Source organism: uncultured Selenomonas sp. (assembly GCA_905372355.1).
Taxonomy (GTDB): Bacteria; Bacillota; Negativicutes; order Selenomonadales; family Selenomonadaceae; genus Selenomonas.
This window is the reverse complement of sequence record CAJPOT010000007.1, coordinates 90,046-110,483: the sequence shown is the minus strand read 5'-3', so window position 1 is coordinate 110,483 and position 20,438 is coordinate 90,046. Positions and strand designations below refer to the sequence as shown.

Annotated in this window: 21 protein-coding genes; 15 read left to right on the top strand and 6 right to left on the bottom strand. The window is 59.6% G+C overall.

Annotation, left to right across the window (positions count from 1 at the left end):
• Nucleotides 1-106 precede the first annotated feature (106 nt).
• Entirely contained in the window at nt 107-217 is a 111-nt protein-coding gene (locus QZ177_RS06390) for a nitrate reductase (RefSeq protein ID WP_198003347.1), read from the top strand.
• 198 nt (nt 218-415) lie between these two features.
• Here the strand turns inward: QZ177_RS06390 and QZ177_RS06385 are convergent, their stop codons facing one another.
• On the bottom strand, nt 416-1,240 hold the full coding sequence (locus tag QZ177_RS06385; protein ID WP_009646727.1) for a flagellin: 825 nt from the start codon (nt 1,238-1,240) through the stop codon (nt 416-418).
• Between the two features lie 183 nt (nt 1,241-1,423).
• Here QZ177_RS06385 and QZ177_RS06380 point away from each other — a divergent pair, with 183 nt between their 5' ends.
• From QZ177_RS06380 to QZ177_RS06365, 4 genes are read left to right on the top strand one after another with little or no spacing between them, the layout of a single operon-like run.
• A complete protein-coding gene (locus tag QZ177_RS06380) occupies nt 1,424-1,576 on the top strand; it encodes a hypothetical protein (RefSeq protein WP_009646744.1) in 153 nt (50 codons plus the stop codon).
• The gene (locus QZ177_RS06375; protein ID WP_265070286.1) at nt 1,573-1,986 is read left to right on the top strand and encodes a type II toxin-antitoxin system death-on-curing family toxin; all 414 of its coding nucleotides are present in this window, start codon (nt 1,573-1,575) and stop codon (nt 1,984-1,986) included. Before QZ177_RS06380 ends, QZ177_RS06375 begins: the two co-directional genes overlap by 4 nt.
• A complete protein-coding gene (locus tag QZ177_RS06370; RefSeq protein WP_294176108.1) occupies nt 1,932-3,035 on the top strand; it encodes an alcohol dehydrogenase catalytic domain-containing protein in 1,104 nt (367 codons plus the stop codon). Before QZ177_RS06375 ends, QZ177_RS06370 begins: the two co-directional genes overlap by 55 nt.
• Nucleotides 3,028-4,902: a hypothetical protein gene (locus tag QZ177_RS06365; protein ID WP_294176106.1), complete on the top strand. Its 1,875-nt coding sequence runs from the start codon at nt 3,028-3,030 to the stop codon at nt 4,900-4,902. The genes QZ177_RS06370 and QZ177_RS06365 overlap by 8 nt, the downstream gene beginning before the upstream one ends.
• Before the next feature lie 46 nt (nt 4,903-4,948).
• Here QZ177_RS06365 and QZ177_RS06360 read toward each other — a convergent pair whose 3' ends face one another.
• Both QZ177_RS06360 and QZ177_RS06355 read right to left on the bottom strand, forming a co-directional pair.
• Nucleotides 4,949-5,377, bottom strand: coding sequence for a type II toxin-antitoxin system HicB family antitoxin (locus QZ177_RS06360; RefSeq protein WP_265070284.1), 429 nt, complete (start codon nt 5,375-5,377; stop codon nt 4,949-4,951).
• Nucleotides 5,378-5,397: 20 nt separating this feature from the next.
• On the bottom strand, nt 5,398-5,595 hold the full coding sequence (locus QZ177_RS06355; protein ID WP_265070283.1) for a type II toxin-antitoxin system HicA family toxin: 198 nt from the start codon (nt 5,593-5,595) through the stop codon (nt 5,398-5,400).
• A 110-nt stretch (nt 5,596-5,705) separates the two neighbouring features.
• On the opposite strand from QZ177_RS06355, the gene QZ177_RS06350 reads away from it, so the two are divergent.
• The 10 genes from QZ177_RS06350 to hydG all read left to right on the top strand — a co-directional run bounded on the left by QZ177_RS06350 (nt 5,706) and on the right by hydG (nt 16,473).
• Nucleotides 5,706-6,044 (top strand): DUF6883 domain-containing protein, encoded by a 339-nt coding sequence (locus QZ177_RS06350; protein WP_294176102.1) that lies wholly within the window; start codon nt 5,706-5,708, stop codon nt 6,042-6,044.
• Between the two features lie 4 nt (nt 6,045-6,048).
• Complete coding sequence (locus QZ177_RS06345; RefSeq protein ID WP_006193596.1) at nt 6,049-6,228, top strand: hypothetical protein; 180 nt, start codon at nt 6,049-6,051, stop codon at nt 6,226-6,228.
• 163 nt (nt 6,229-6,391) lie between these two features.
• Nucleotides 6,392-7,327: a homoserine O-succinyltransferase gene (metA, locus tag QZ177_RS06340; protein ID WP_009645985.1), complete on the top strand. Its 936-nt coding sequence runs from the start codon at nt 6,392-6,394 to the stop codon at nt 7,325-7,327.
• A gap of 100 nt (nt 7,328-7,427) precedes the next feature.
• Nucleotides 7,428-8,075, top strand: coding sequence for a hypothetical protein (locus QZ177_RS06335; protein ID WP_009645978.1), 648 nt, complete (start codon nt 7,428-7,430; stop codon nt 8,073-8,075).
• Nucleotides 8,056-9,096 (top strand): [FeFe] hydrogenase H-cluster radical SAM maturase HydE, encoded by a 1,041-nt coding sequence (gene hydE / locus QZ177_RS06330; protein WP_009646005.1) that lies wholly within the window; start codon nt 8,056-8,058, stop codon nt 9,094-9,096. Before QZ177_RS06335 ends, hydE begins: the two co-directional genes overlap by 20 nt.
• Before the next feature lie 16 nt (nt 9,097-9,112).
• On the top strand, nt 9,113-10,795 hold the full coding sequence (gene ilvB, locus QZ177_RS06325; RefSeq protein WP_294176160.1) for a biosynthetic-type acetolactate synthase large subunit: 1,683 nt from the start codon (nt 9,113-9,115) through the stop codon (nt 10,793-10,795).
• Between the two features lie 13 nt (nt 10,796-10,808).
• The gene (locus QZ177_RS06320; protein WP_294176095.1) at nt 10,809-13,280 is read left to right on the top strand and encodes a sulfatase-like hydrolase/transferase; all 2,472 of its coding nucleotides are present in this window, start codon (nt 10,809-10,811) and stop codon (nt 13,278-13,280) included.
• Nucleotides 13,281-13,342: 62 nt separating this feature from the next.
• Nucleotides 13,343-13,843: an acetolactate synthase small subunit gene (gene ilvN / locus QZ177_RS06315; protein ID WP_037367896.1), complete on the top strand. Its 501-nt coding sequence runs from the start codon at nt 13,343-13,345 to the stop codon at nt 13,841-13,843.
• Between the two features lie 45 nt (nt 13,844-13,888).
• Nucleotides 13,889-15,028 (top strand): D-alanyl-D-alanine carboxypeptidase family protein, encoded by a 1,140-nt coding sequence (locus QZ177_RS06310; protein WP_294176093.1) that lies wholly within the window; start codon nt 13,889-13,891, stop codon nt 15,026-15,028.
• A gap of 20 nt (nt 15,029-15,048) precedes the next feature.
• Nucleotides 15,049-16,473 carry a [FeFe] hydrogenase H-cluster radical SAM maturase HydG gene (gene hydG / locus QZ177_RS06305; RefSeq protein WP_294176092.1) on the top strand — a complete coding sequence of 475 codons (1,425 nt, stop codon included), beginning with the start codon at nt 15,049-15,051 and terminating at the stop codon, nt 16,471-16,473.
• Nucleotides 16,474-16,553: 80 nt separating this feature from the next.
• On the opposite strand, the gene QZ177_RS06300 is transcribed toward hydG, so the two are convergent.
• The 3 genes from QZ177_RS06300 to QZ177_RS06290 form a co-directional block, all read right to left on the bottom strand.
• Nucleotides 16,554-17,840, bottom strand: coding sequence for a hexokinase (locus QZ177_RS06300; protein WP_294176090.1), 1,287 nt, complete (start codon nt 17,838-17,840; stop codon nt 16,554-16,556).
• A 149-nt stretch (nt 17,841-17,989) separates the two neighbouring features.
• Complete coding sequence (locus tag QZ177_RS06295; RefSeq protein ID WP_294176088.1) at nt 17,990-18,763, bottom strand: HAD family hydrolase; 774 nt, start codon at nt 18,761-18,763, stop codon at nt 17,990-17,992.
• Nucleotides 18,760-20,424, bottom strand: coding sequence for an alpha-glucosidase (locus QZ177_RS06290; protein ID WP_294176087.1), 1,665 nt, complete (start codon nt 20,422-20,424; stop codon nt 18,760-18,762). Before QZ177_RS06290 ends, QZ177_RS06295 begins: the two co-directional genes overlap by 4 nt.
• Nucleotides 20,425-20,438 lie beyond the last annotated feature (14 nt).

The following is a 20,438-nucleotide window of genomic DNA, read 5'->3' as shown; positions in this document are numbered from 1 at the left end:
CGCAGCGGGAGCCTCCTTCTGCTATGTGCATGGCAGAACGTGCCGAAGTATGCTATACTTTATACGTTGCCTCTCCAGACCGGCAAGGGAAGGAGGTGCATTTGCTGTGGAGGATATCGTTACAACCTTCCTTCTCTCCGTCACGGCAGGGGTGGTCTGCCACTACCTTTGTCAATGGCTTGACGCGAGAGCGAAAGGCAACAAGCCTGAGCCTTAATCCCAGCTCGCAAGAAAGAGGATAGAAAATCCCCCCAAGGTACCATCTTGGGGGGATTTTCGTGCATGTACTATGGAATCGTTACAACATTCCTGCCATCTACAGTATAACATATCTGTTTGTTGTTATGCAAGTCATTCTATCGATGGCATAGAAGTGAAAATTTGATTCGGACGATAGGAAGAAGATATTACAAGTTTAGCGAAGCAGAGCCAGGGCAGAGTAGTGGGATGCCATCGTGTTCATCTGCGCTTTCTGCGCGAAGAGGAAGAGCTTCTGCTGCGTATCGTTGTTCTTGAACTCGCTCGCGGCCTTTGCCATGTCGGTGCCGTTGCTCGTTGTCGAGGCGGCCATGAGGTTTTCTTCCTGCGTGACGAAGTTTGCCGACTGGTAATTGAGGCGCTGCTGTGCCGCGCCGATGGTCGTCGCCTGGTCGAGCGTCTTGTTGAGCGCCGTCGTGACCTTGTCGAGGGCATCGGCGATGCCGGCGTCCGTGCCGAGGTTCAGCGTGGACTTGCCGTTCGCGTCCGTCAGGCCGAGCGCGGAAGAGCGCATGTCGCCGAGGTTCGTGATGCTCGTCGAGCCGTCGAGGGAGGCGACATTCGCGGACTTCGAGCCGTCGAGGAGGTTCATGCCGTTGTACTGGATGCCGGCGTTGTCATTGAGCGTGGCGATCGTCTGATCGACCATCTTGCCGAGATCGCGGCGGTCGGAGTCGCTGTTCGTGCCGTTGGCGGCGTTGAGGAGCGTCTGCTGCAGCTGGCCGAGTGCTTCGACGGACGAGCTTACGCCGCCTTCCGCCGTTTTGAGCATGGCGTTCGTGCGCTGCGAATTGGCATCCGACTGGCTGACGGCGGCGATGTTCGCATTCATGCGCATGTCGATGGCATAGGCGGAAGGTCCGAATACGGCGGACGGGTGCTTCGTGCCGCTCGAAATCTGACGCGCGAGGTTGTTCGATGTATGGTTGATGCGGTTCAAGGTCGAGTGCTGGATGAGGTTGTTTCCGAGTGTGATCGCCATGAGGCAGCACATCCTTTCGTTGGTGACGATATGTTCATTCGTATACGTTCATTATAAAAGAAATTGAAAAAGAAAGCAAGACCTTTTAACTAGAAAAAGCAAAAGTAGGCGCAGGCGGCAAAGTGTGGTATACTATAGGGCAAGGAAAAGAACGCATTTCCGAGGCGCGAGGAGGGGTGTGCCATGGGCAAGCCAATGACGAGTGCAAGAAATGAGGAAAAGATGGAGAGAAAGACGAGCCGGACGAGCCTCGAAGCGGCAAAGCTGATTCGGCAGGCTTCCATAGAGCTGATGAAGAAGAACGCGAAGCTCTACAAGGAGTTGGAGAACCGATGAGCAAGATTCAGTTGGTGGTGGATGATGTGCTCTACTTCCACGAGGAGATGGAACGCACGTCCCGCATGGAGAAGGGCGTGCGCGACATGGGGCTGCTGACCTCGGCGGTCAACGCACCCTTCCAGAGTTTCGGCGGCGTGGAGCTTTATCCGACATTGACGGAGAAGGCGGCGCGGCTGTGCTATGGCATTGCGAAGAACCACCCGTTTTTTGACGGCAACAAGCGCACGGCGCTTCATTCGATGCTGGTGTTCCTCGCGGTCAATGGCTGTGCCTTGGAGGAAGAGGACGCTGTGCTCGAAGAGGTCATCATCGACGTGGCAGCGGGCAATATGGCATCCGATGAGCTGGCAACATGGCTGAGCGAGAAGGTGCGGCGTCGGGAGATGGAAGGGATGTGGCATGGATGAAGGCATTGCGGCTGTACGGGGCGCGTGATCTGCGTCTGGAGGAAGTGGAGCGCCCCGAGCGCACGAAGGACGAGGTGCTGCTTGAGGTCAAGGCGTCGGGTATCAGCATGTCCGACGTCAAGAGCGTCTACGAGACGGGCGCGCCGGAGGGCAATGTGCCGCAGATCCTCGGGCATGAGTTCGCGGGGCGCATCGTCGAGGCGGAGGATGTCGCTCTCGTCGGCCGCGCGGCGGCGGCGTATCCGATGCTTTTTTGCGGGCGCTGCATGGCGTGTCTTGACGGGAGGCCGCGCGACTGCGGCGAGATGCAGCTCTACGGCGCGGGGCGTGCGGGCGGCATGGCCGAGTTCGTAGCGGTGAAGAAGCAGAACCTCGTATTTTTGCCGCCCGACGTGAGCTTTCGTGCGGCGGCGCTGACGGGAGCGGCGGCGGTGGCCCTGCATGCTTTCCGCAAGACGGGCGTAGGTCCTGGCTCGATGCTCGTGGTGTTCGGACTCGGCTCGATCGGTCTGGCGCTGGCGAGCTGGGCGCGCGAGGCCGACGTCCGAAACGTTGTGCTCGTGGCGCGAACGATGGAGAAGGCGGCGTTTGCTCGCTCGCTGGGCTTTTTGCAGTCGGTTGACATCGAGGGCTCGGACGTCTACAACTACGTCATGCGCCTGACGGGTGGGCGCGGCGCCGACGCGTGCATCGAGGGTCTCGGCGAGGGCGGTGCGCTGGAGACGGCGCTGCTGTCCGTGAAGCGCGGCGGGCGCGTCGTCGTCATGGGAAGGCCGGAGAAGAGCCTTGAGATGACGGGCCTCATGTACGATCTCTTGCTGCAGAAGGAGGTCGAGTTGCACGGCGCATGGAAGAGCAGCCTCAACACACGCCCTGCCGAATGGCTCGACGCGATGAATGCGATGCGCAGCCATGCGGTCGATGCTGAGGCGCTCGTGACGCATACCTTTCCGTTTGAAAAATACGAGGAGGCGTTCGCCTTGCTGCACGACAAGCAGGAGATGTACTGCAAGGTGCTCTTCGTGAACGGGGAGGAAGCGCATGGCTAAGCGCAGCAAGCGTCAGAAGAGGGTGCAGGGCGGCTCAGCGAAGAAGCCGCTCTCTGCGTTTGCAGGCGGCTCGCCTGCCGATTTGCTCGGCGAGGCGAGCCGCCTTTTTGCCGCCGCGCGGTATACGGATGTGCGTGCGCTGCTCACGCCTGCGTTTGCCTCTTGGACGAGGGCTTCTGCCAGCGAGGCGGCGGCTTTTCACGATCTCGTGGAACTTCGCTATGTGTTGGCGGCGTCTCTCGTGCAGCTCGGCGACTATGAGGCGGCGCGTGCAGAAATCGCCCGCATTCGCGAGAGCGCTCCCGCGCATCCGGGCGCGGCGCTGCAGGAGATTTACATCGAGAAGGCCGAGGGCAGGACGCGCACGGAGCTTAAGCATCTCGCGGCGCTCATCTCGTATTTGGAGGAGCGGCTTGCTGAGAAGCTGCCCGCCCCGCTCGCCGCCTACTATCGAAAGTTCCTTGCGGAAAGCTATAGCCTCAGGGGTTCTGCGCTGACGCTTGCGGGAAGTGCTGCAGAGGGCGTCCATGCCTTTCTCGCCGCGAGCCGAATGGAAGCGGATGAAGCGCAGGCCATTGCGGAGTACAGCAATGCGCTCTTCGCGCTCAACTATGTCGCTGTGGAGGAGCGTGCGCCTTTTGTGGGACTGGCCGAGGACTTCGACGGTTTCTTTTCCGATGTGGAGCGCATGACGCACACGCGGGCGCGGCATGCGCACGCGCGGCTTCGCATCGGCTATATCTCGCCCGACCTGCGCCATCACCCCGTCGCCTTCTTCGTGCTGCCGCTCCTTCGCGCTTTCGACCGCGAGCGCTTCGAGGTCTTCTGCTATGCGAACAACAGCGAGGACGCTGTGTCGCGCACGATGGCGCAGCAGCCGGGCGTTCACTGGACGAATATCCTCGGGCTTTTGCCCGAGGAGGCGGCGCGGCTCGTCGCGGCAGACGAGATCGACATCCTCTGCGACCTCTCGGGACACACGAAGGACAACTGCCTCGCCGTCCTCGCGCGAAAGCCTGCGCCCGTGCAGATTACAGGGCTAGGCTACATGGGGTCGACGGGGCTTTCGACGATCGACTATTTGCTTGGGGATCGGGTGCTGGATGCGGCGGGGGAAGCGGAAGACGCGGCAGCCGAAAGGTGCCGCCTCGCGGTGGAGGACGGCGCGTCGCAGGGCACGCGGGAAGAGCGGAGCGAGCGTCCGCTCTCCCTGCCGCACAGCCACTTCTGCTACCTGCCGTTCGTCGCGATGCCGGACGTCGCGCCGCCGCCGTGCCTTTCGCGCGGGTATGTCACTTTCGGCTGCTTCAACAACTACAGCAAGGTCACGGACGCGATGCTGCTTCTATGGTGGCAGCTCTTGGCAGATGTGCCGGACGCGCGGCTGCTCTTGAAAAGCCGGCTCTTTGGGAGCGAGGAGGGGTGCTCGATCGCCGTCGAACGCTTCGGCAGGCTCGGCCTCGATGCGTCGCGCATCGAGCTGCGCGGCTTTTCTTCGGATTACCTCGCCGAGTACGCCGACATGGACATCGCGCTCGACACCGCCCCCTATACGGGCGGCTTGACGACGTGCGAGGCGCTCTGCATGGGCGTGCCCGTCGTGACGCTCAAGGGAGGGACGCACGGCGCGAGGTTCGGCGCGAGCCTCTTGGAGAATGCAGGGCTTGCCGAGCTTATCGCCAAGAGTGAGCGAGAGTATACGGAGATTGCCAAGATCCTCGCCGGCTCGCCCGAAACGCTCCAAATGCTCCGAGAAAAACAGCGCGACATGCTCCTCGCCTCACCGCTGATGAACTTTCGCCAATATGTGCAGGAAGTCGAGGCGGCGTATGAAAAAGTATGGCGTCGGTGGGAAGATGGGGAGTGAAAGAAAAGAGCCGCCCTCGCCGCTGTCGCGGAAAGGGCGGCTCTTTTCATCTGCCGTGGAAATGCTGCCTGTCCGATGTTTGCACGCCGAGGTAATTCTTCAAGGATTCTTGCAGCAGATGGGAGTAATTGATCTTTTCCTTGCGTGCGAGGATGTCGAGCCAGCGAGGAATCGTGACGGTCTTGCTCGTGGACTTGTTGAGCATCTTTTCACGAAACGGCGGCATCCAGGCGTCAATCATGGCGAGGCTTTCCCCCTTGCGGCAGGAGAGCGAGGCGAGGCGGCTTGGTTCGGGAATTTCCTCCGCATCCTCCTCCATGCCGTAGAGATGCAGCTGCAAGGCTTCTTTCGCGTTGCGGAAGGCTTCTTCCATTGTCTGCGCACAGGGAAGGCAGCCGGGAAGGTCGGGAAAGTGAATCGAAATGCCGTCGGAAGCCTCGTGGAATATGGCGGGAAATGTATATGCGTCTTTCATAACAACCTCCTAAGGCTAATTCAGGGCAAGTCGATGCCGGCTTGCTCGGCGATGCTTTTCAATGTGTCGAGGGGGAAGTCTCTGCGCGGGTGCGTGACGGTGACGCGTCCTTTCTTCGTCGGATGTTTGAACTGATGATGATCGCCGACGCAGTGGACTTCGTACCAGCCGTCTTTTTTCAGCAATTTGATGATTTCGCGCGACGAGTAACTTTTCATGGAGGACTCCTTTCATATTTAGTTTAACACATAGAATAATACGTGTCTACATGGAATGACGCGCCCTTGGCGCAAATTTACAGTCGAAAAATATGTTTGAAGGTGGTATAATGAATCTAGAGATACGGGGTTATGGGATAGCGGTCTTTCCAAAAGAGAAGCTCACGCAGTATGCCTTGAATCCGGCGAAAGACAAGCATAAAGCGGAGGCGTTCTATTCCGCCCTCGGGTATCAGATACAAGATGCAGAGGAATTGATGCGGAATGTTTCTCTGCATATCAATGATTTCGCAGCGGTAGAGAAGCCGGACAACGGGTATGGCAAGCGGTTTCAGATTCGGATGGCGCTGACAGGCAAGAATGGAAAGACTGCAAATGTAATGACTGCATGGATTCAAGATAAGGATACAGAGGTCGTTCGATTGATTTCGATTTATGTGACGAGGTGATACTATGGAAATCAAATTGTATGACAGAGTACGTCTTAAGAGCGGTGAGACAGCCAGTATTGTGGAGATTTATGAAGCTGGCGTTGCCTATGAAGCCGATATAGACCGTTCGGATGGCAGAATCGAGACCGATACGATACAGCATGAGGATATTGCAGCTATGATTTCAGAAAGTGCAGCATAAAGGAAGCACAAAAATATGACATTCGACTCCTCGAATATTTAAGCCGCCGCAAGGCGGTTTTCCTTTTTCCTGCACCCTTCTCATTTGACACCTTTCCCTGTTCTATGCTAAACTGAATCACGATTGAGGCGGCTCGGCCGCTTGGGGAAAGCGAGGCGGTTTCGTGCCGATCAAAATACCGAACAGCCTGCCAGCGGCGCATGTGCTGGAGAGCGAGAATATCTTCGTCATGGATGCGGAGCGTGCCTACAGCCAGGACATCCGACCGCTTAGGCTTCTGATCCTGAACCTCATGCCGAACAAGTCGGTGACGGAGACGCAGCTCCTGCGCCTTTTGGGCAATACGCCGCTGCAGGTCGAGGTCGACTTCATCTATACGGAGTCGTATGTGCCGCAGCATACGTCGCAGGACTATCTTGCGGAGTTCTACGGCACGTTTGCCGAGGTGCGCCACAGGAAGTATGACGGCTTCATCATCACGGGCGCGCCCGTCGAGCAGATGGCCTTCGAGCAGGTCGCCTACTGGGACGAGGTCGCCGAGATCATGGAGTGGAGCAAGAAGCACTGCTATTCGTCGTTCCATATTTGCTGGGGCGCACAGGCGGGGCTCTACTACCACTACGGCATCGACAAGCAGGCTACGGGGCAGAAGGTCTTCGGCGTCTACAAGCATCACCTTTGCGTCGAGCACGAACGCCTTTTCCGTGGTTTCGACGATGAGTTCTATGTGCCGCATTCGCGCCATACGGAGATAAAGAAGGCGGACATCGAGCGCGTGCCCGAGCTGACGATCCTCGCGGAGTCAGAGAGCCGCGCGGGCGTCTATGCGATTGCCAATATCGAAAAGAGGCAGTTCTTCATCACGGGTCATGCCGAGTACGATCCGCTTTCCTTGAAGCAGGAGTACGACCGCGATGTGGCGGCGGGGCTTCCGATTGAGATCCCGCAGAATTACTACCCGGAGGACGATCCGACGCGGACGCCCGTCGTGCGCTGGCGCTCGGTAGCGAACCTCTTGTTCGCGAACTGGCTCAACTATTATGTGTACCAGGAGACGCCGTATGAGCTTGACGGGCTTTACCGTGCGTCGGATGATTGAGATTAGGAAGCGCTGATAGAATGAAGTCGCTCAGATGTATGAAGATGAATGACTGAGTTTATCTGTGATTCCATCAGAGAAGGAGTGACGGAAAGACAAGATGAAGATGAAACGATGGCTGGCGGCCGCCCTTCCCCTCGTTTTTCTCGCGGCGACGGCAGAAGCGGCGCCTCATGTGTCGCCGAATATCTACGAATGGGTGCAGTCCTCGGCGCGTGCCAATTACTTTTTCAACAAGCGCGTCATGCACTATGAACTTCTTGAGGGCGGTGTGCTGAACCCGCGCGTGCTTATCGTGCCGACGCTGCAGACATACGATGATGTGGCGATTGCCGATGTCGTTGCTAAGAGGCGCTGGCGCGGCGAATCGCTCGCGGGCTATGACAACCTCGTGGGAGAGGCGGAATACTTGCGCATCGACCTTGCTGCGGGAACTTCGACCCTGGAGCGTGCCGACGACCTCGACGGCACATGGTCGTCCATTACGACGACGTTTCCGAAGAATGTGACGGTCATAAAGGATCTGCCCGAGAAGAGTTTGGAGCGCAAGTTCCTTGAGGCGATCTTGGCTTACGAGCGTGGGCATCGCATGGAGATTGCTGCGCAGACGAAGAAGACGCTGACGTCGGACGATCTGAAACGGCTCGAAGAGCATGAGCGCGAGGATCTGACGACGGTATGGGTGGACGAATCTGCTGGCGCAGCAAAGGAGACGGATTCGAGAGACCATGGGACAGAGGCTGATTGAAAAGGCGGAGAATGAGCATAGCTTGTGCGAGGAGGAGCTTGCCGAGCTTTTGACGTCTTCTGCTGCAGAAGAGCCTCTTGCTGCCGCTGCCGACCGCGTGCGGCGAAAGTATGTGGGCGACGGCGTGCATCTTCGCGGACTCATCGAGTTTACGAATATCTGCCGACGCAGCTGCTTTTACTGCGGTCTGCGGCGCGAAAATGAAAGGGCGGAGCGCTATCGTCTGCGCCCGCGGGAGATCGTGCGTCTGGCACGAAATGCACGCGGCTATGGCTATCGGACGGTTGTGCTGCAGGGGGGCGAGGACGGCTATTGGCATGTCGAGCGGCTCGCCCCGATCCTGCGCGAAATACGGGCTTTGGGGCTTGTCATCACGCTTTCCATCGGCGAGCGCACAGAAGAGGAGTATCGTGCGCTCAAGGAAGCGGGGGCAAGCCGTTTTTTGCTTCGTATCGAGACGACGGATCGCGAGCTTTACGAAAGGTTCGATCCAGGCATGAGCTGGGAGGCGCGCCGCGCATGTCTCGCCTCTCTGCGTGCGCTCGGCTACGAGGTCGGCACGGGTTCGCTCGTGGGACTGCCTGGGCAGTCAGTCGAGTCTCTGGCTCGCGATATTCTCTTTTTCCAGGAGCTCGATGCGGACATGGTGGGCATCGGCCCCTTCATACCGAACGGCGATACGCCGCTCGGCGAGGCGGCGGCGGGCGACATTCACTTGACGCGGCGCATGGTTTCACTCTTGCGGCTGCTCCTGCCCGAGGCGAACATTCCGGCGACGACGGCTATGGAAACCTTGGAGCGCGGCGCACGTTCGCTCATCCTGCGCTCGGGTGCGAACGTCGTCATGCCGAATGTGACGGAGGGAGATTTTCGCCGCAAGTATGCGCTCTATCCGGGCAAGGCGTGCGTCAAGGATACGCCCGAGCATTGCCGCGCGTGCTTGGGCGCACAGCTTTCGGCCATCGGCCGCTTCGTCGCCGAGGATGCGGGTTTTCGGCGCAGGAGAAGTATAGATTTGTGAGGTGTTTGCTTTGAAGATGAATGGGGCGCAGGCGGTTTTGGAAAGCCTGCGCAAGGAGGGCGTGCGCGTTGTTTTCGGCTATCCGGGCGGCGCGGTGCTTGACCTCTACGATGCGATTTACACGGAGAAGTTTCCCCATATCCTCGTGCGTCACGAGCAGGGAGCGGCTCATGCGGCGGACGGCTATGCGCGTGCGACGGGCGAGGTCGGCGTGTGCCTGGCGACGTCCGGCCCCGGCGGTACGAACCTCGTGACGGGCATCGCGACGGCGTACATGGACTCTGTCCCGCTCGTCTGCATTACGGGGCAGGTCGGCAATCCCTACATCGGCAAGGATTCCTTTCAGGAGGCGGACATCTGCGGCATCACGACGCCGATTACGAAGCACAACTACCTCGTGAAAGCGGCGCAGGATTTGCCGCAGGTGCTGAAGGAAGCATTTTTCATCGCGCGCACGGGGCGTCCGGGGCCGGTCACGGTCGACATCGCCAAGGATGTCTTCACGCAGGAGATAGATTATGTCTATCCCGAGAAGGTGCAATTGAAGGGCTATACGGCAGACTTCACGGGCGAGACGGCGGAGGTCGAGGCGGCGGCGGCGGCAATCGCCGAGGCGAAGCGGCCGCTTCTCATCCTCGGCGGTGGCGTGACACTCTCGAACACGGCCGAGAATGTGCGCGAGATTCTAGATCTCACGGGAATTCCGTCGGTGACGACGCTCATGGGCATCGGCTGCGTGCCGGCCGCACGCGAAAACTTCCTCGGCATGGCGGGCATGCACGGCACATATGCGGCGAACATGGCAATTCAGGAGTGCGATCTGCTCATCGCCGTCGGCATGCGTTTCGATGACCGCGTGACGAGCCGTGTTGCAGGATTTGCACCGCGCGCAAAGATCGTGCACTTCGAGGTCGATCCTGTCGAGGTGAACAAGAATGTCGTCGCTGACTGCCGCGTGCTCGGCGACCTGCGCTGGTCGCTGCCGCTCCTCAAGGAGAAGCTGGCCGCGCTCGGCGATCTGCGCGCACGCTTTTCCGGGTGGAGTCGCTACACGGTCGAGATGAACAATGAGCAGCCGCTTTCCTACAAGAAGAAGGAAGGCTGCGTCATGCCGCAGCAGCTCATTGAGACGGTCAGCGAGCTTGCCGCTGACGATGCGATCATCGTGACCGACGTCGGACAGCATCAGATGTGGGCGGCACAGTACTACGATGCGAAGGAGCCGCGCCGCTTCCTGACGTCGGGCGGTCTCGGCACGATGGGCTACGGTCTGCCCGCCGCCATCGGCGCGAAGGTCGCGCGACCCGGACAACAGGTCATCCTCTTCACGGGCGACGGCAGCATCATGATGAACTGTCAGGAGATGGCGACGGCGGCGGCGAACGGCGTTGCCGTGAAGATCATCATCGTACACAACCGCGTGCTCGGCATGGTCACGCAGTGGCAGCGCATGTTCTATGACAAGCATTACTCCCAGACGCTCCTGCCGGGCAGCACGGACTTCGTAAAGCTCGCCGAGGCGATGGGTGTGGGGGCTTGCCGCCTCCAAGATCCGGCAAGTCTCAAGGCGGATCTGGCAGCGGCCTTGACAAGCGATGCGCCGATGCTCATCGACGTCATAGTACCGGGCAACGTCGACGTCCTGCCGATGGTGCCGGGCGGCAAGAGTCTCGATGAGATGGTTTTGGAGAGCGAGTAAGGGAGACACTGGGATGAATGAGGAGGAGCTGCGGCTGATCGGTCAGCTGCAGGAGGCGGCTGCTGCGGGAAAGGCAGAAGCATTTCGGATAGCGGTTCTGGCGCTCATGGAAGCGTACAACCGTGCGCCCGATGAGGCCCTTTTTTCTCTGCTGCATGATCTGCTCTATGTGCCGAATGCCGATGCTATGCGCGTGAACTATGAAAGAGCACGCACGGCACTTTTCGACAGGGCGGTGAGACTGTCGGAGGTGGTGTCATCTCCGCAGGAATTTCCCGCATATGAGGAACTGCCGTGTCGCTTGTTCCCCATCGATGCGGATGCTTCCGTGTTCTTCTTGAATGATGGGAATCGCTTCTTGCTGCATGAAAGTGGTGCGCGTCTTTTGGATGCTGTGCAGAAAATGCTGCTTGATGCGCCGGAGGCCGAGCTTCTTCCGCTCATGGCAGACGCTTTGCGCGAACAGCGCGTGATCGGCATACGGCACCAGCTTTTTCTCTGGTTTGAGCATCGCTCTTTTCCTCCGCAGGCGAAAGAGCTGGTGGCAGAGTTTGCCGCCTTGAGCCATGATGCGTCTGCGCCTTTGCATATCGAAGCGGCTCTTCGCTTTGCAGCGGACGATTTGACCGGAGCGCGTGAACTGGCCGAGCGCGCATACGCGCTTCGCGTTGCCAACATAGATCTGTGGCGACTGCTCGTTGACATCTATGATGCGGCGGGCGAGGAGGAGCGTGCCGCGCGCTTCAAGGGGCTTTGCCACAAGCATGCAGGCGATCTTCCTGGCTTGGCGCTTCGCCTCGAAGATCCGGCGGTGCGGCGGGCGTTCTGCATGGGCAGGCTCACGCCGGTTCACGCGCCCTTTTACGAGGAGGTCGCATGGTCCGCGGCGGGAGAGCTGCAGACGCAGCTGCGCTCTTCAGCCGGAGATTTCCTCCTGCAGTCCGGCGGACGGGACAGAGGTCTGTGGTGCGGACTCTACAACACGGACGTCTTTTTCCATGTATGGAGCACGCGCTTGGCATGCTTGGAGCGTACAGGCTGCAGAAATATCGACTTTTATTCCAACATCACTTTCGATCTTCGCAAGGCTGTCGTCGCGAGTTCCTTGACGATTCATGCATCGCATGAGACGCCTGTCGTCGCCGCTGCCGCGCCGCTGGAAGAGGTGCCGCCTGTTGCATTGAGCGACGCGGAGGGCGGCGGGGATTTCTATACGGGCAAGGCGGAGTTCGGCTTTTTGCGCATGGAGAGCGATACGCGCCTTGCTGCTTCTGCAGGGAAGTTTGCCGCAGCGGAACCGGTGCGGCTCGAACATGGCTCCAAGCGCAAGCGTCTCATACTGAACCTTTTGCTCGACGGTCTGTCCTGGCCAGCGATGCGCCGTCATGGATTTCGCGCCATGCCGAATCTCATGAGCTTTTTTTCCAAGGGCGTGATTTTTGACCAAGCGTTCTCGGTGGCTGAGTATACGTTTCCTTCGCTCGGCACGGTGGAGACAGGGCTGCACATGCACAGAAGCCAGATTTTCCATGATGAGGTGTGGATGGAGCTTCCGCCTGAGAAAAAAACGCTTTCCGAGCGCATGAGGGCGCTTGGCTACTGCTGCGTCCAGACCATGGGGGATTCTTCGGGCATATACAGCGGCTATAAGCGCGGCTATGGGCGCATTCTTGCAGCGCCGTACATCACGTTTCCGGCGTACGAGGGCGTCAAGCGGACGATCGATCATCTTGACGCTTTTGATGAATGCGACAATTATGTATTCCTGCATGTGTCGGACTCGCATCCGGTCGTTTCCTATGCCATTCCGCCCCAGCCGAAAACGCAGGCGAAGCTTCCTTGGCAGGAACGTGTCTACGAGGGCACGCCTAGGGAAAGGGCATTTGATCTCAATGGAAAACTGCGCAATGTGTATGACAACATGGCTGCCATCGAGCGCATGGACAGGGCGCTCGGTGAGCTTTTCCGCTATATCGAGGATCACTACGGGGAGGATGAGTACATCATCAACGCCTATTCCGACCATGGAGTTTCTATTCACAGCGAAGACCCGTTCTTCTTTAGCGACGAGCGCTGCGGCACGGCGTTCATGATGCGCGGTGCGGGCGTTCCTGCCCGCGGCATGACGGATGAGCTCGTGAGCCTACTCGATCTTCATGCCGTCGTTATGCACGAGGCTGGACTGCCCATGGATGAGACGCTCGATGCGAACCTGCCCGCCGCGTTTGGCGGCCGGGCGCGCGAATATGTGATCTCGAATTCCATCTTCCCGGGGCAGACGTACAAGCTTGCAATCCGCACGAAGGAACATGAGTTTCGTTTGGAAACGAAGGAGTTTACGCGCATGGACGGTACGATCGACATGAGCGCCTATGTATGGCATCTGTATGAGCGAGAGGGGCATCGGGAGATCTGGAGCGACGCCTTGCGTGATAAGTTCCTCGCGATTGCGTGGCAGCATGTGGCATCGTTCGCCCATGTGTGATATGATGAGAGTGTCGCCTGAGATTCCTCCAGGCGGCGGGAAGGGCGGTTGAATCAAACATGATGCAGAAATTTTTCCTTGCGGCGCTCCTCGACAACAAACCGGGCGTCCTCACGCATATATCGGGGCTGATCAGCCGCCGCGCGTTTAACATCGAGAGCATTTCGGCCGGCTATACGGAAGAGCCGGACGTGACGCGCATCAACATCGTCGTGTCGGTTGAGGACGAGCGCGAACTCGCGCAGGTCACGACGCAGCTCGCGAAGCTCATCGACGTGATCAAGATCGTCAACCTCAGCGAGGTTGACTCGATCAAGCGCGAACTCGTGCTCATCAAGGTGCGGGCGACGAAGGAGACGCGTGCCGACATCATCAACGTCGTCAACATCTTCCGCGCACGCATTGTCGATGTGAGCAAGGAGAATGTCGTCATTGAGCTGACGGGCGAAGGTGACAAGATCGACGCTTTGTCCGAGGTGCTTTCGGAGTATGGCATCATCGAGATCGCACGCACGGGCGCCATCGCACTGTCGCGCGGCCCCGTGCCGGTCAAGGAGATGTGAGGGGAGCGCCGGATTTATCGGCGTTTTCGTAAGGAGGCAGTTCTTTTGCTGGGATGTAAGGATTTCTTCTCTTTTCGTGGTTTCAAGCCGGGCGGCGTGCGCCTTTTTGGACGTCACGCTTTGCGCAGGACTGCGGCGGCGCTCGCGCTTTCGTATGCGCTGCTGGGGGGCGTGCCCGCGCTCGCTGCGCACGCGCCCGTCGCGGTCGGCGAACGTGCGCACGACGTCGGACAGACCGAGGTGCACACCGAGCGGCAGCATGCTGGCTCAGCGCGGCGCACGATTGCCTTCGGGAAGCCGTCGCGGGAGAATGCGCCGAACGCTGAGCCAGCGACAGTTGAAGCCGCTGTGCCCGGCACCGCCCCAGCCACTTCCCTTGCGCCGTCTGTGCCGCCCGCAGCACTCGCCGCGCCGCCCGCCTCTGTGCGCTCGATGACGGCGGATGCGGCGATTCTCATGAACGCGCGTACGGGCGAGGTGCTCTACGAGAAGAACGGCGACAAGCGCGAGTATCCTGCGAGCATGACGAAGATGATGACGTGCATCCTTTCGGTCGAGAGCGGCAGATCTGACCTCGCCGTGACAATCACGCCGTTTGCCGCCGACGTCGAGACGACGCGCGTGCGCCCCGGCGAGCAGGCGCGGCTTCGAGATCTCACGCGCCAGATGATGCTGATTTCCGACAACGGCGCGGCGCTCGCCATCGCCGAGACACTCGGCGGCTCGGAGGCGCAGTTCGCGGCGATGATGAATCGGAAGGCGCGGGAGATCGGCGCTTTCCATACACATTTCGTCAACCCGAACGGCATGCCCGATGCGAACCACTATTCGACGGCGCATGACATCGCCTTGATCGCTGCCTATGGCCTCCGAAATCCCGAGTTTCGAAAGATCGTCGGCACGAAGGCGAGCACGATCTACTACCTGCAGCCCGCAGGCTACAAGACGTACTGCGAGAACACGAACGCGCTGCTCTACTCCTATCCGGGCTGCACGGGACTCAAGACGGGCTGGACGCGTGCGGCAGGGGGCTGCCTCGCAGCATCCGCCATGCGCGGTGATACGGAGCTGATCGCCGTCGTCATGCACTCGAACGACGAGGATACGCGTGCATCAGAGGCCGCCGCACTCCTCGACTACGGCTTCAGCGCCTTGGAAGAGGGCGGGAAGCAGGAAAGATCTTGAGGATGCAAGGGGGCATAAGCATGACAAAGTACGATCCGAAGTCCGCGCGTGCCGAGGAGTTCATCAACCATGAAGAAATCCTCGCCTCGCTCGCGTGGGCGGAAGAGAACAAGGAAAATCGCGCACTCGTGGAGCAGCTTCTTTCGCGTGCCAAGGACTGCAGGGGACTCACGCACCGCGAGGCGGCGCTGCTGCTCGCCGTCGACGCGCCTGATCTCGTCGAGCGGATGCTCGCGCTCGCCAAGGAGATCAAGGAGGAGCTTTACGGCAAGCGCATCGTGCTCTTTGCACCGCTCTATCTGTCGAACTATTGCGTGAACGGCTGTGTTTACTGTCCCTACCATGCGAAGAACAAGCACATCCATCGCAAGAAGCTCACACAGGACGAGATTCGCCGTGAGGTTATTGCGTTGCAGGATATGGGACACAAGAGGCTTGCGCTGGAGACGGGAGAAGACCCGCTGCATAATCCTTTAGAATACGTTCTGGAAAGCATCAAGACGATTTACTCGATCAAGCATAAGAACGGCGCGATCCGCCGCGTGAATGTCAACATCGCGGCGACGACGGTCGAGGACTACCGAAAGCTCAAGGAAGCGGGTATCGGCACTTACATCCTTTTTCAGGAGACGTACCACAAGGAAAACTACGAAAAGCTCCATCCGACAGGCCCGAAGCACGACTACGCGTGGCACACGGAGGCGATGGATCGCGCGATGGAGGGCGGCATCGACGACGTGGGCTGCGGCGTGCTCTTCGGTCTCAATATGTACCGCTACGACTTTGTGGGTCTGCTGATGCACGCCGAGCACTTGGAAGCGCGTTTCGGCGTCGGCCCGCATACAATCAGCGTGCCGCGCATCCGGCCGGCGGACGACATCGATCCGGGCGCGTTCTCCAATGCCATCGACGACGATACCTTCGCAAAGATCGTCGCTGTCATCCGCATCGCCGTGCCCTATACGGGCATGATCGTCTCGACGAGAGAATCCGAGGAGAGCCGCAGGCGCGTCCTCGATCTCGGCATCTCGCAGATTTCGGGTGCATCCTCGACAAGCGTCGGCGGCTACGAGAAGAGGGAGAGTCCCGAGGAAAATTCGGCGCAGTTCGACGTCAACGACACGCGCACGCTGGATGAAGTCATCGAATGGCTCTTAGACCTCGGCTATGTGCCGAGCTTCTGCACCGCGTGCTACCGCGCGGGACGCACGGGCGACCGCTTCATGAGCCTGTGTAAGAGCGGGCAGATCAAGAACTGCTGTCTGCCGAACGCTCTGATGACCTTGAAGGAATACTTGGAGGACTACGCGAAGAAGACGACGCAGGAAAAGGGCGAGCGCGTCATACAGGAGCAGTGGCAGGATATTCCGAACCCTGCTGTCAAGAAGAAGGCGGCGCTCTACCTCAAGGAACTCGGCGACGGCATGAGAGACTTCCGCTTTTGAGGGGGTGCAGGAAAGAAAAAGGCGCTGCTGCATGGAACAAACACATTCCATGCAGCAGCGCCTTTTTCTTTATAGGAAACTCACCTTTCCACCGTCATGGCGGCGGCGAGGGCGGCGCCGAGGGCGGAGCCGGTGTTTTCAAGGACGATGTGGATCTTTTCTGCTTCGTCGCCGAGGAGGTCGGTGAGCGCCTTCTTGAGGTTTTCGGCGACGAGGGGCATCTTCTCGTAGACGGAGCCGTCGATGGCGATGTGCTGTTCCTTGATCTCCGCGCCATGTGCGCGATGGCGCACGATGCCGGTGAAGGTTGCGGCGACGAGGCGGGCGGAGCGCGCGATGATGACGCCCGCGAGATCTTGCAGCAGGTTCAGCTCAAGTGCGTTGAATTTTTCGCCCGTCTTTTCTTCGAGGATGGCAGCGGCTTCGTGACGGTCGAGGTAGGCATCGGCGACGATCGTGGACAGGTCGATGCTCGTGAAGGCGAAAGGAGCGGCCTTGCCGAGGATGTCAGCGAGTGCCTCGCCGTAGATTTCGCCGAGGTAGCGTCCCGAGACCATCTTTTCGAGGTGCTGTGCGCCGGGCTTTTCGGAGGTTTCGTCGATGTGCCTGTCATACTTCGTCGGGCGCAGTTTGCCGAAGCCGCCCGATTCCATGTTGATGACGGTGGACGTTTCGGAGCCGTCGGGAAATTCTTCGAAGTAGCAGGTGTTCTGCCCCGTGGCGTAGATTGAGCCGATGTAGGCATTCGGCTTCTTGTAGGCGGCGGCGAGGAGCGTGGCGACGGTGTCATTGATGACGGCGACGGGGATGACGTTTCGTGCGCCGCGCCGTGCGAGAGCTTCTTTCAGAAGGTCGTTGACGACTTTGCCCTCGACACCCTGCGTCGCGAACTCCTTCGTCCAAGTGATGAGCTTGGCGTTGTAGAGGTCGGTCTGCACCGACGGGAAGGAGAAGGTGTGACCGAGCAGGTACGTCGTCGATCGATTGCTCTCGATGGCCTCGTCGATGAGTTCGGCGAGAAAGTCGAACATCTCCTCGGCGGTCGCGCTTTCCGATACGTAGTCGTAGATGCCCGGCTCGGTCAGGGGCTTCGCCACCTTCTTGATGACTTGGTATCTGCCGCCTCCGTGCAGGAGGATGTGCAGGGCGCGTACGTTCGTGCCGCCAAAGTCGAGCGCGAGGAAATCGCCGATTTCCTTGCCTGTCGGCAGGGCGACGTAGGAGCGCAGCATGCGCAGCGTGGAATCTTTGCCCTCAAGTCCCGCCTGCATTTCCGCCTCGAAGTCGGCGGAAATCTTCTGAAGCTCGTCGTCACTGATGCTGAATTCGGCGAGCACCTCGTCGTATTTCTTCTTGTCCATGGTCATGGCTGCTCCTCCTTTAAAATGAGGGTTTCTCCGCTGAGCGGACCCCGGGTGGTCAACGTCAGCCAATCGCGCTTCGCCTTCGGCTCGCGTTCTTGGGACGTTTTCACATGCGACCTATTGCCTGTGCGGCTGCGCCCTTCGGGCTTGCCTTACAGATAGGTCAGCATCATTGCGCCGACGCTCGGGAAAACTTCCTTCGCCTGCTTCTGAATCGCTTCTCGCGCCGTCGTCAGCGTATAGCCGTCGAATGCCTTGAGCATCGGCAGGTCGTTCGTTTCGTCGCCGATGGCGAAAACTTCCGCGCCGTCCCAGCCCATGACGGAGAGCAGTGTGCGTATGCCCTGATCTTTGCCGACGCCGACGGGCGTGATGTCGAGGCTGCAGGCGTTCGGGTAGGCGTGGATCTTATCGCCTAGCCTCGCGTTGAGTGCGGCGGCGCAGGCGTCGGATTCGGCGGGAAGCGGGAAGCCCATGGAGAACTGCTGGATCTTCTTGAGCGTGCCGATCTCGGATTCTTCAATGTAGATGATGGGATAGTCCCATTCCTTTGCTTCGCGCTCGATCCAAGAGCCTTCCGATTGGTGGCAAAGGTACGTCACGTCGGCTGCTGAAAAGGCAAAGTGGAAGGATTTCGCCGCCAGAGGCTCTTCGGCAATGGCGGAGAGGGCGGCCGGTTCGATCTCGGCCTGGAAGCGCACCGTCTCTTTCGCGTCGCGGATGATGCCGCCGTTGTTGCAGACCGTGTAGTCAAATTCCAGCCCGAACGCGAAGAGCTGCGGCACGAGCATGCCGTAGTCGCGCCCCGAGATGACGCCGAACTTGTTGCCCGCCGCACGCCACTTCTTGATGGCCTGCAGCGTTTCCTCGTCGATCTTGCCGCCCCTGAGGAGCGTTCCGTCGTAATCGCTTGCAGCTACCTTCATTGTATCTCCTCCTCGTAAATCACGGCTTCCAATGGACGAAGCGAAGTCGTCGGCGCGTCCGCATAGCTTCCGGCAAGGCGCGTGCCGTGGAGGAAGTCTGCGGGAAGCGCCGCGTCCTTTGTGCTGAAGTTGACCGCCGTCTTGATGCGCGTCTTTCCCAGTGTGCGCGAGAACGCATAGATCTGCTCGTTTTCTTCTAGAAGCTCTTCATATACGCCGTCTAAAAGCGCGGGAATCGTCTCGCGCAGCTTGGCGAGATGACGGTAGAAGTGCAGTACGGAGTCAGCGTCCTTTTCCTCGGCGGCAGCGTTGAGTGTGCGATAGTTCTCGTTGACGGGCAGCCATGGCGTGCCGCTCGTGAAGCCCGCATGTCTTTCTGCCGTCCACTGCATCGGCGTGCGTGCGTTGTCTCGGCTGTTGAAGTGGACGAAGCCCAGTGCTTCCTCCTTGGAGAAGCCATCTTCCAAAGCGAGCGCGTACTGGCCGTGCGACGAAATGTCGTCGTAGGCGTCGATGGAATCCCAGGCCACGTTCGTCATGCCGAGTTCCTCGCCCTCGTAGATGAAGGGCGTGCCGCGCAGCGTGAAGAGGACGGCGGCGAGCGCCTTTGCCGCGAGCTTCTTGTCCGCGCCCTTCGGGAAGAAGTAGTTGACGGAGCGTGCGCGGTCGTGATTCTCGAAGTAGATGGGAAACCAGCCTTCCTTGGCGGTGGCGTGCTGGCTTGCCGTGAGCGCGCGCTTGAGCTTCGTGAGAGGCCACGGCTGCGCCTTGTGCCAGCATTCGCCGCCTTCGTAGGGCACGAGGACGTGGCTGAACTCAAAGAGCATGGAGAAGACGCCGTTTTCGCCGACCCACAGCGGCAGTTCCTCGGGCGTGACGCCGTTCGCCTCGCCGACGGTGAAGATGTCGTGCCCGTCGAAGACGCGTGCGCGGAACTCGTGCAGGAAGTCGAGGATGCCCGGCGTGTTCGCCGTCATATCGTGGACGCTCGTCATGCCGTCCGCCGCGTCCGGCTCGCCGTCCGCAAAGACGGCGGGCTTCTTGATGTAGGTGATGGCGTCGATGCGGAAGCCGCCGACGCCCTTTGCGAGCCAGAAGTTTGCGGCGGCGAAGAGCGCCTCCCTGACCTCGGGATTCTCCCAGTTGAGGTCGGGCTGCGCCTCGGCGAAGGTGTGCAGGTAGTATTGGCCGCGCTCTTCGCTGTACGTCCACGCAGAGCCGCCGAAGATGCCGCGCCAGTTCGTCGGAGCGCTGCCGTCCTCCTTCGCGTCGCGCCAGATATACCAGTCGCTCTTTGCGTTTGTGCGGCTCTTCTTCGACTCCAGGAACCACGGGTGCTGGTCGGAAGTGTGGTTGTAGACGAGATCCATGACGATGTGCATGTCGCGCTTCTTCGCTTCGGTGATCAGCTCCTCCATGTCGGCGAGTGTGCCGAAGTCGGGATGGATGCTGCAATAGTCGCTGATGTCGTAGCCGTTGTCGACCATGGGCGACGGGTAGACGGGCGTGAGCCATAGCGCGCCCGCGCCGAGCGACCTTAGATAGTCGAGCTTTTCCGTGATGCCGCGAATATCGCCCGTGCCCTTGCCGCGCGTGTCGTTGAAGCTCTTCGGATAAATCTGGTAGACGGCGGTGTTCTGCCACCAATGCGTTGCTTTCATGCGTTTTTCCTTTC

Excerpts from the sequence above, each read along its gene's own strand:
- QZ177_RS06385 (WP_009646727.1), bottom strand. The coding sequence starts at position 1,240 with ATGGCGATCACACTCGGAAACAACCTCATCCAGCACTCGACCTTGAAC.
- hydE (WP_009646005.1), top strand. The coding sequence starts at position 8,056 with ATGGGACAGAGGCTGATTGAAAAGGCGGAGAATGAGCATAGCTTGTGC.
- QZ177_RS06360 (WP_265070284.1), bottom strand. The coding sequence starts at position 5,377 with ATGAAAGACGCATATACATTTCCCGCCATATTCCACGAGGCTTCCGAC.
- QZ177_RS06345 (WP_006193596.1), top strand. The coding sequence starts at position 6,049 with ATGGAAATCAAATTGTATGACAGAGTACGTCTTAAGAGCGGTGAGACA.
- ilvN (WP_037367896.1), top strand. The coding sequence starts at position 13,343 with ATGCAGAAATTTTTCCTTGCGGCGCTCCTCGACAACAAACCGGGCGTC.
- QZ177_RS06375 (WP_265070286.1), top strand. The coding sequence starts at position 1,573 with ATGAGCAAGATTCAGTTGGTGGTGGATGATGTGCTCTACTTCCACGAG.
- QZ177_RS06350 (WP_294176102.1), top strand. The coding sequence starts at position 5,706 with ATGAATCTAGAGATACGGGGTTATGGGATAGCGGTCTTTCCAAAAGAG.
- QZ177_RS06290 (WP_294176087.1), bottom strand. The coding sequence starts at position 20,424 with ATGAAAGCAACGCATTGGTGGCAGAACACCGCCGTCTACCAGATTTAT.
- hydG (WP_294176092.1), top strand. The coding sequence starts at position 15,049 with ATGACAAAGTACGATCCGAAGTCCGCGCGTGCCGAGGAGTTCATCAAC.
- QZ177_RS06335 (WP_009645978.1), top strand. The coding sequence starts at position 7,428 with ATGAAGATGAAACGATGGCTGGCGGCCGCCCTTCCCCTCGTTTTTCTC.
- QZ177_RS06355 (WP_265070283.1), bottom strand. The coding sequence starts at position 5,595 with ATGAAAAGTTACTCGTCGCGCGAAATCATCAAATTGCTGAAAAAAGAC.
- QZ177_RS06380 (WP_009646744.1), top strand. The coding sequence starts at position 1,424 with ATGGGCAAGCCAATGACGAGTGCAAGAAATGAGGAAAAGATGGAGAGA.
- QZ177_RS06295 (WP_294176088.1), bottom strand. The coding sequence starts at position 18,763 with ATGAAGGTAGCTGCAAGCGATTACGACGGAACGCTCCTCAGGGGCGGC.
- QZ177_RS06320 (WP_294176095.1), top strand. The coding sequence starts at position 10,809 with ATGAATGAGGAGGAGCTGCGGCTGATCGGTCAGCTGCAGGAGGCGGCT.
- QZ177_RS06365 (WP_294176106.1), top strand. The coding sequence starts at position 3,028 with ATGGCTAAGCGCAGCAAGCGTCAGAAGAGGGTGCAGGGCGGCTCAGCG.
- QZ177_RS06300 (WP_294176090.1), bottom strand. The coding sequence starts at position 17,840 with ATGACCATGGACAAGAAGAAATACGACGAGGTGCTCGCCGAATTCAGC.
- ilvB (WP_294176160.1), top strand. The coding sequence starts at position 9,113 with ATGAATGGGGCGCAGGCGGTTTTGGAAAGCCTGCGCAAGGAGGGCGTG.
- QZ177_RS06370 (WP_294176108.1), top strand. The coding sequence starts at position 1,932 with ATGGCTGAGCGAGAAGGTGCGGCGTCGGGAGATGGAAGGGATGTGGCA.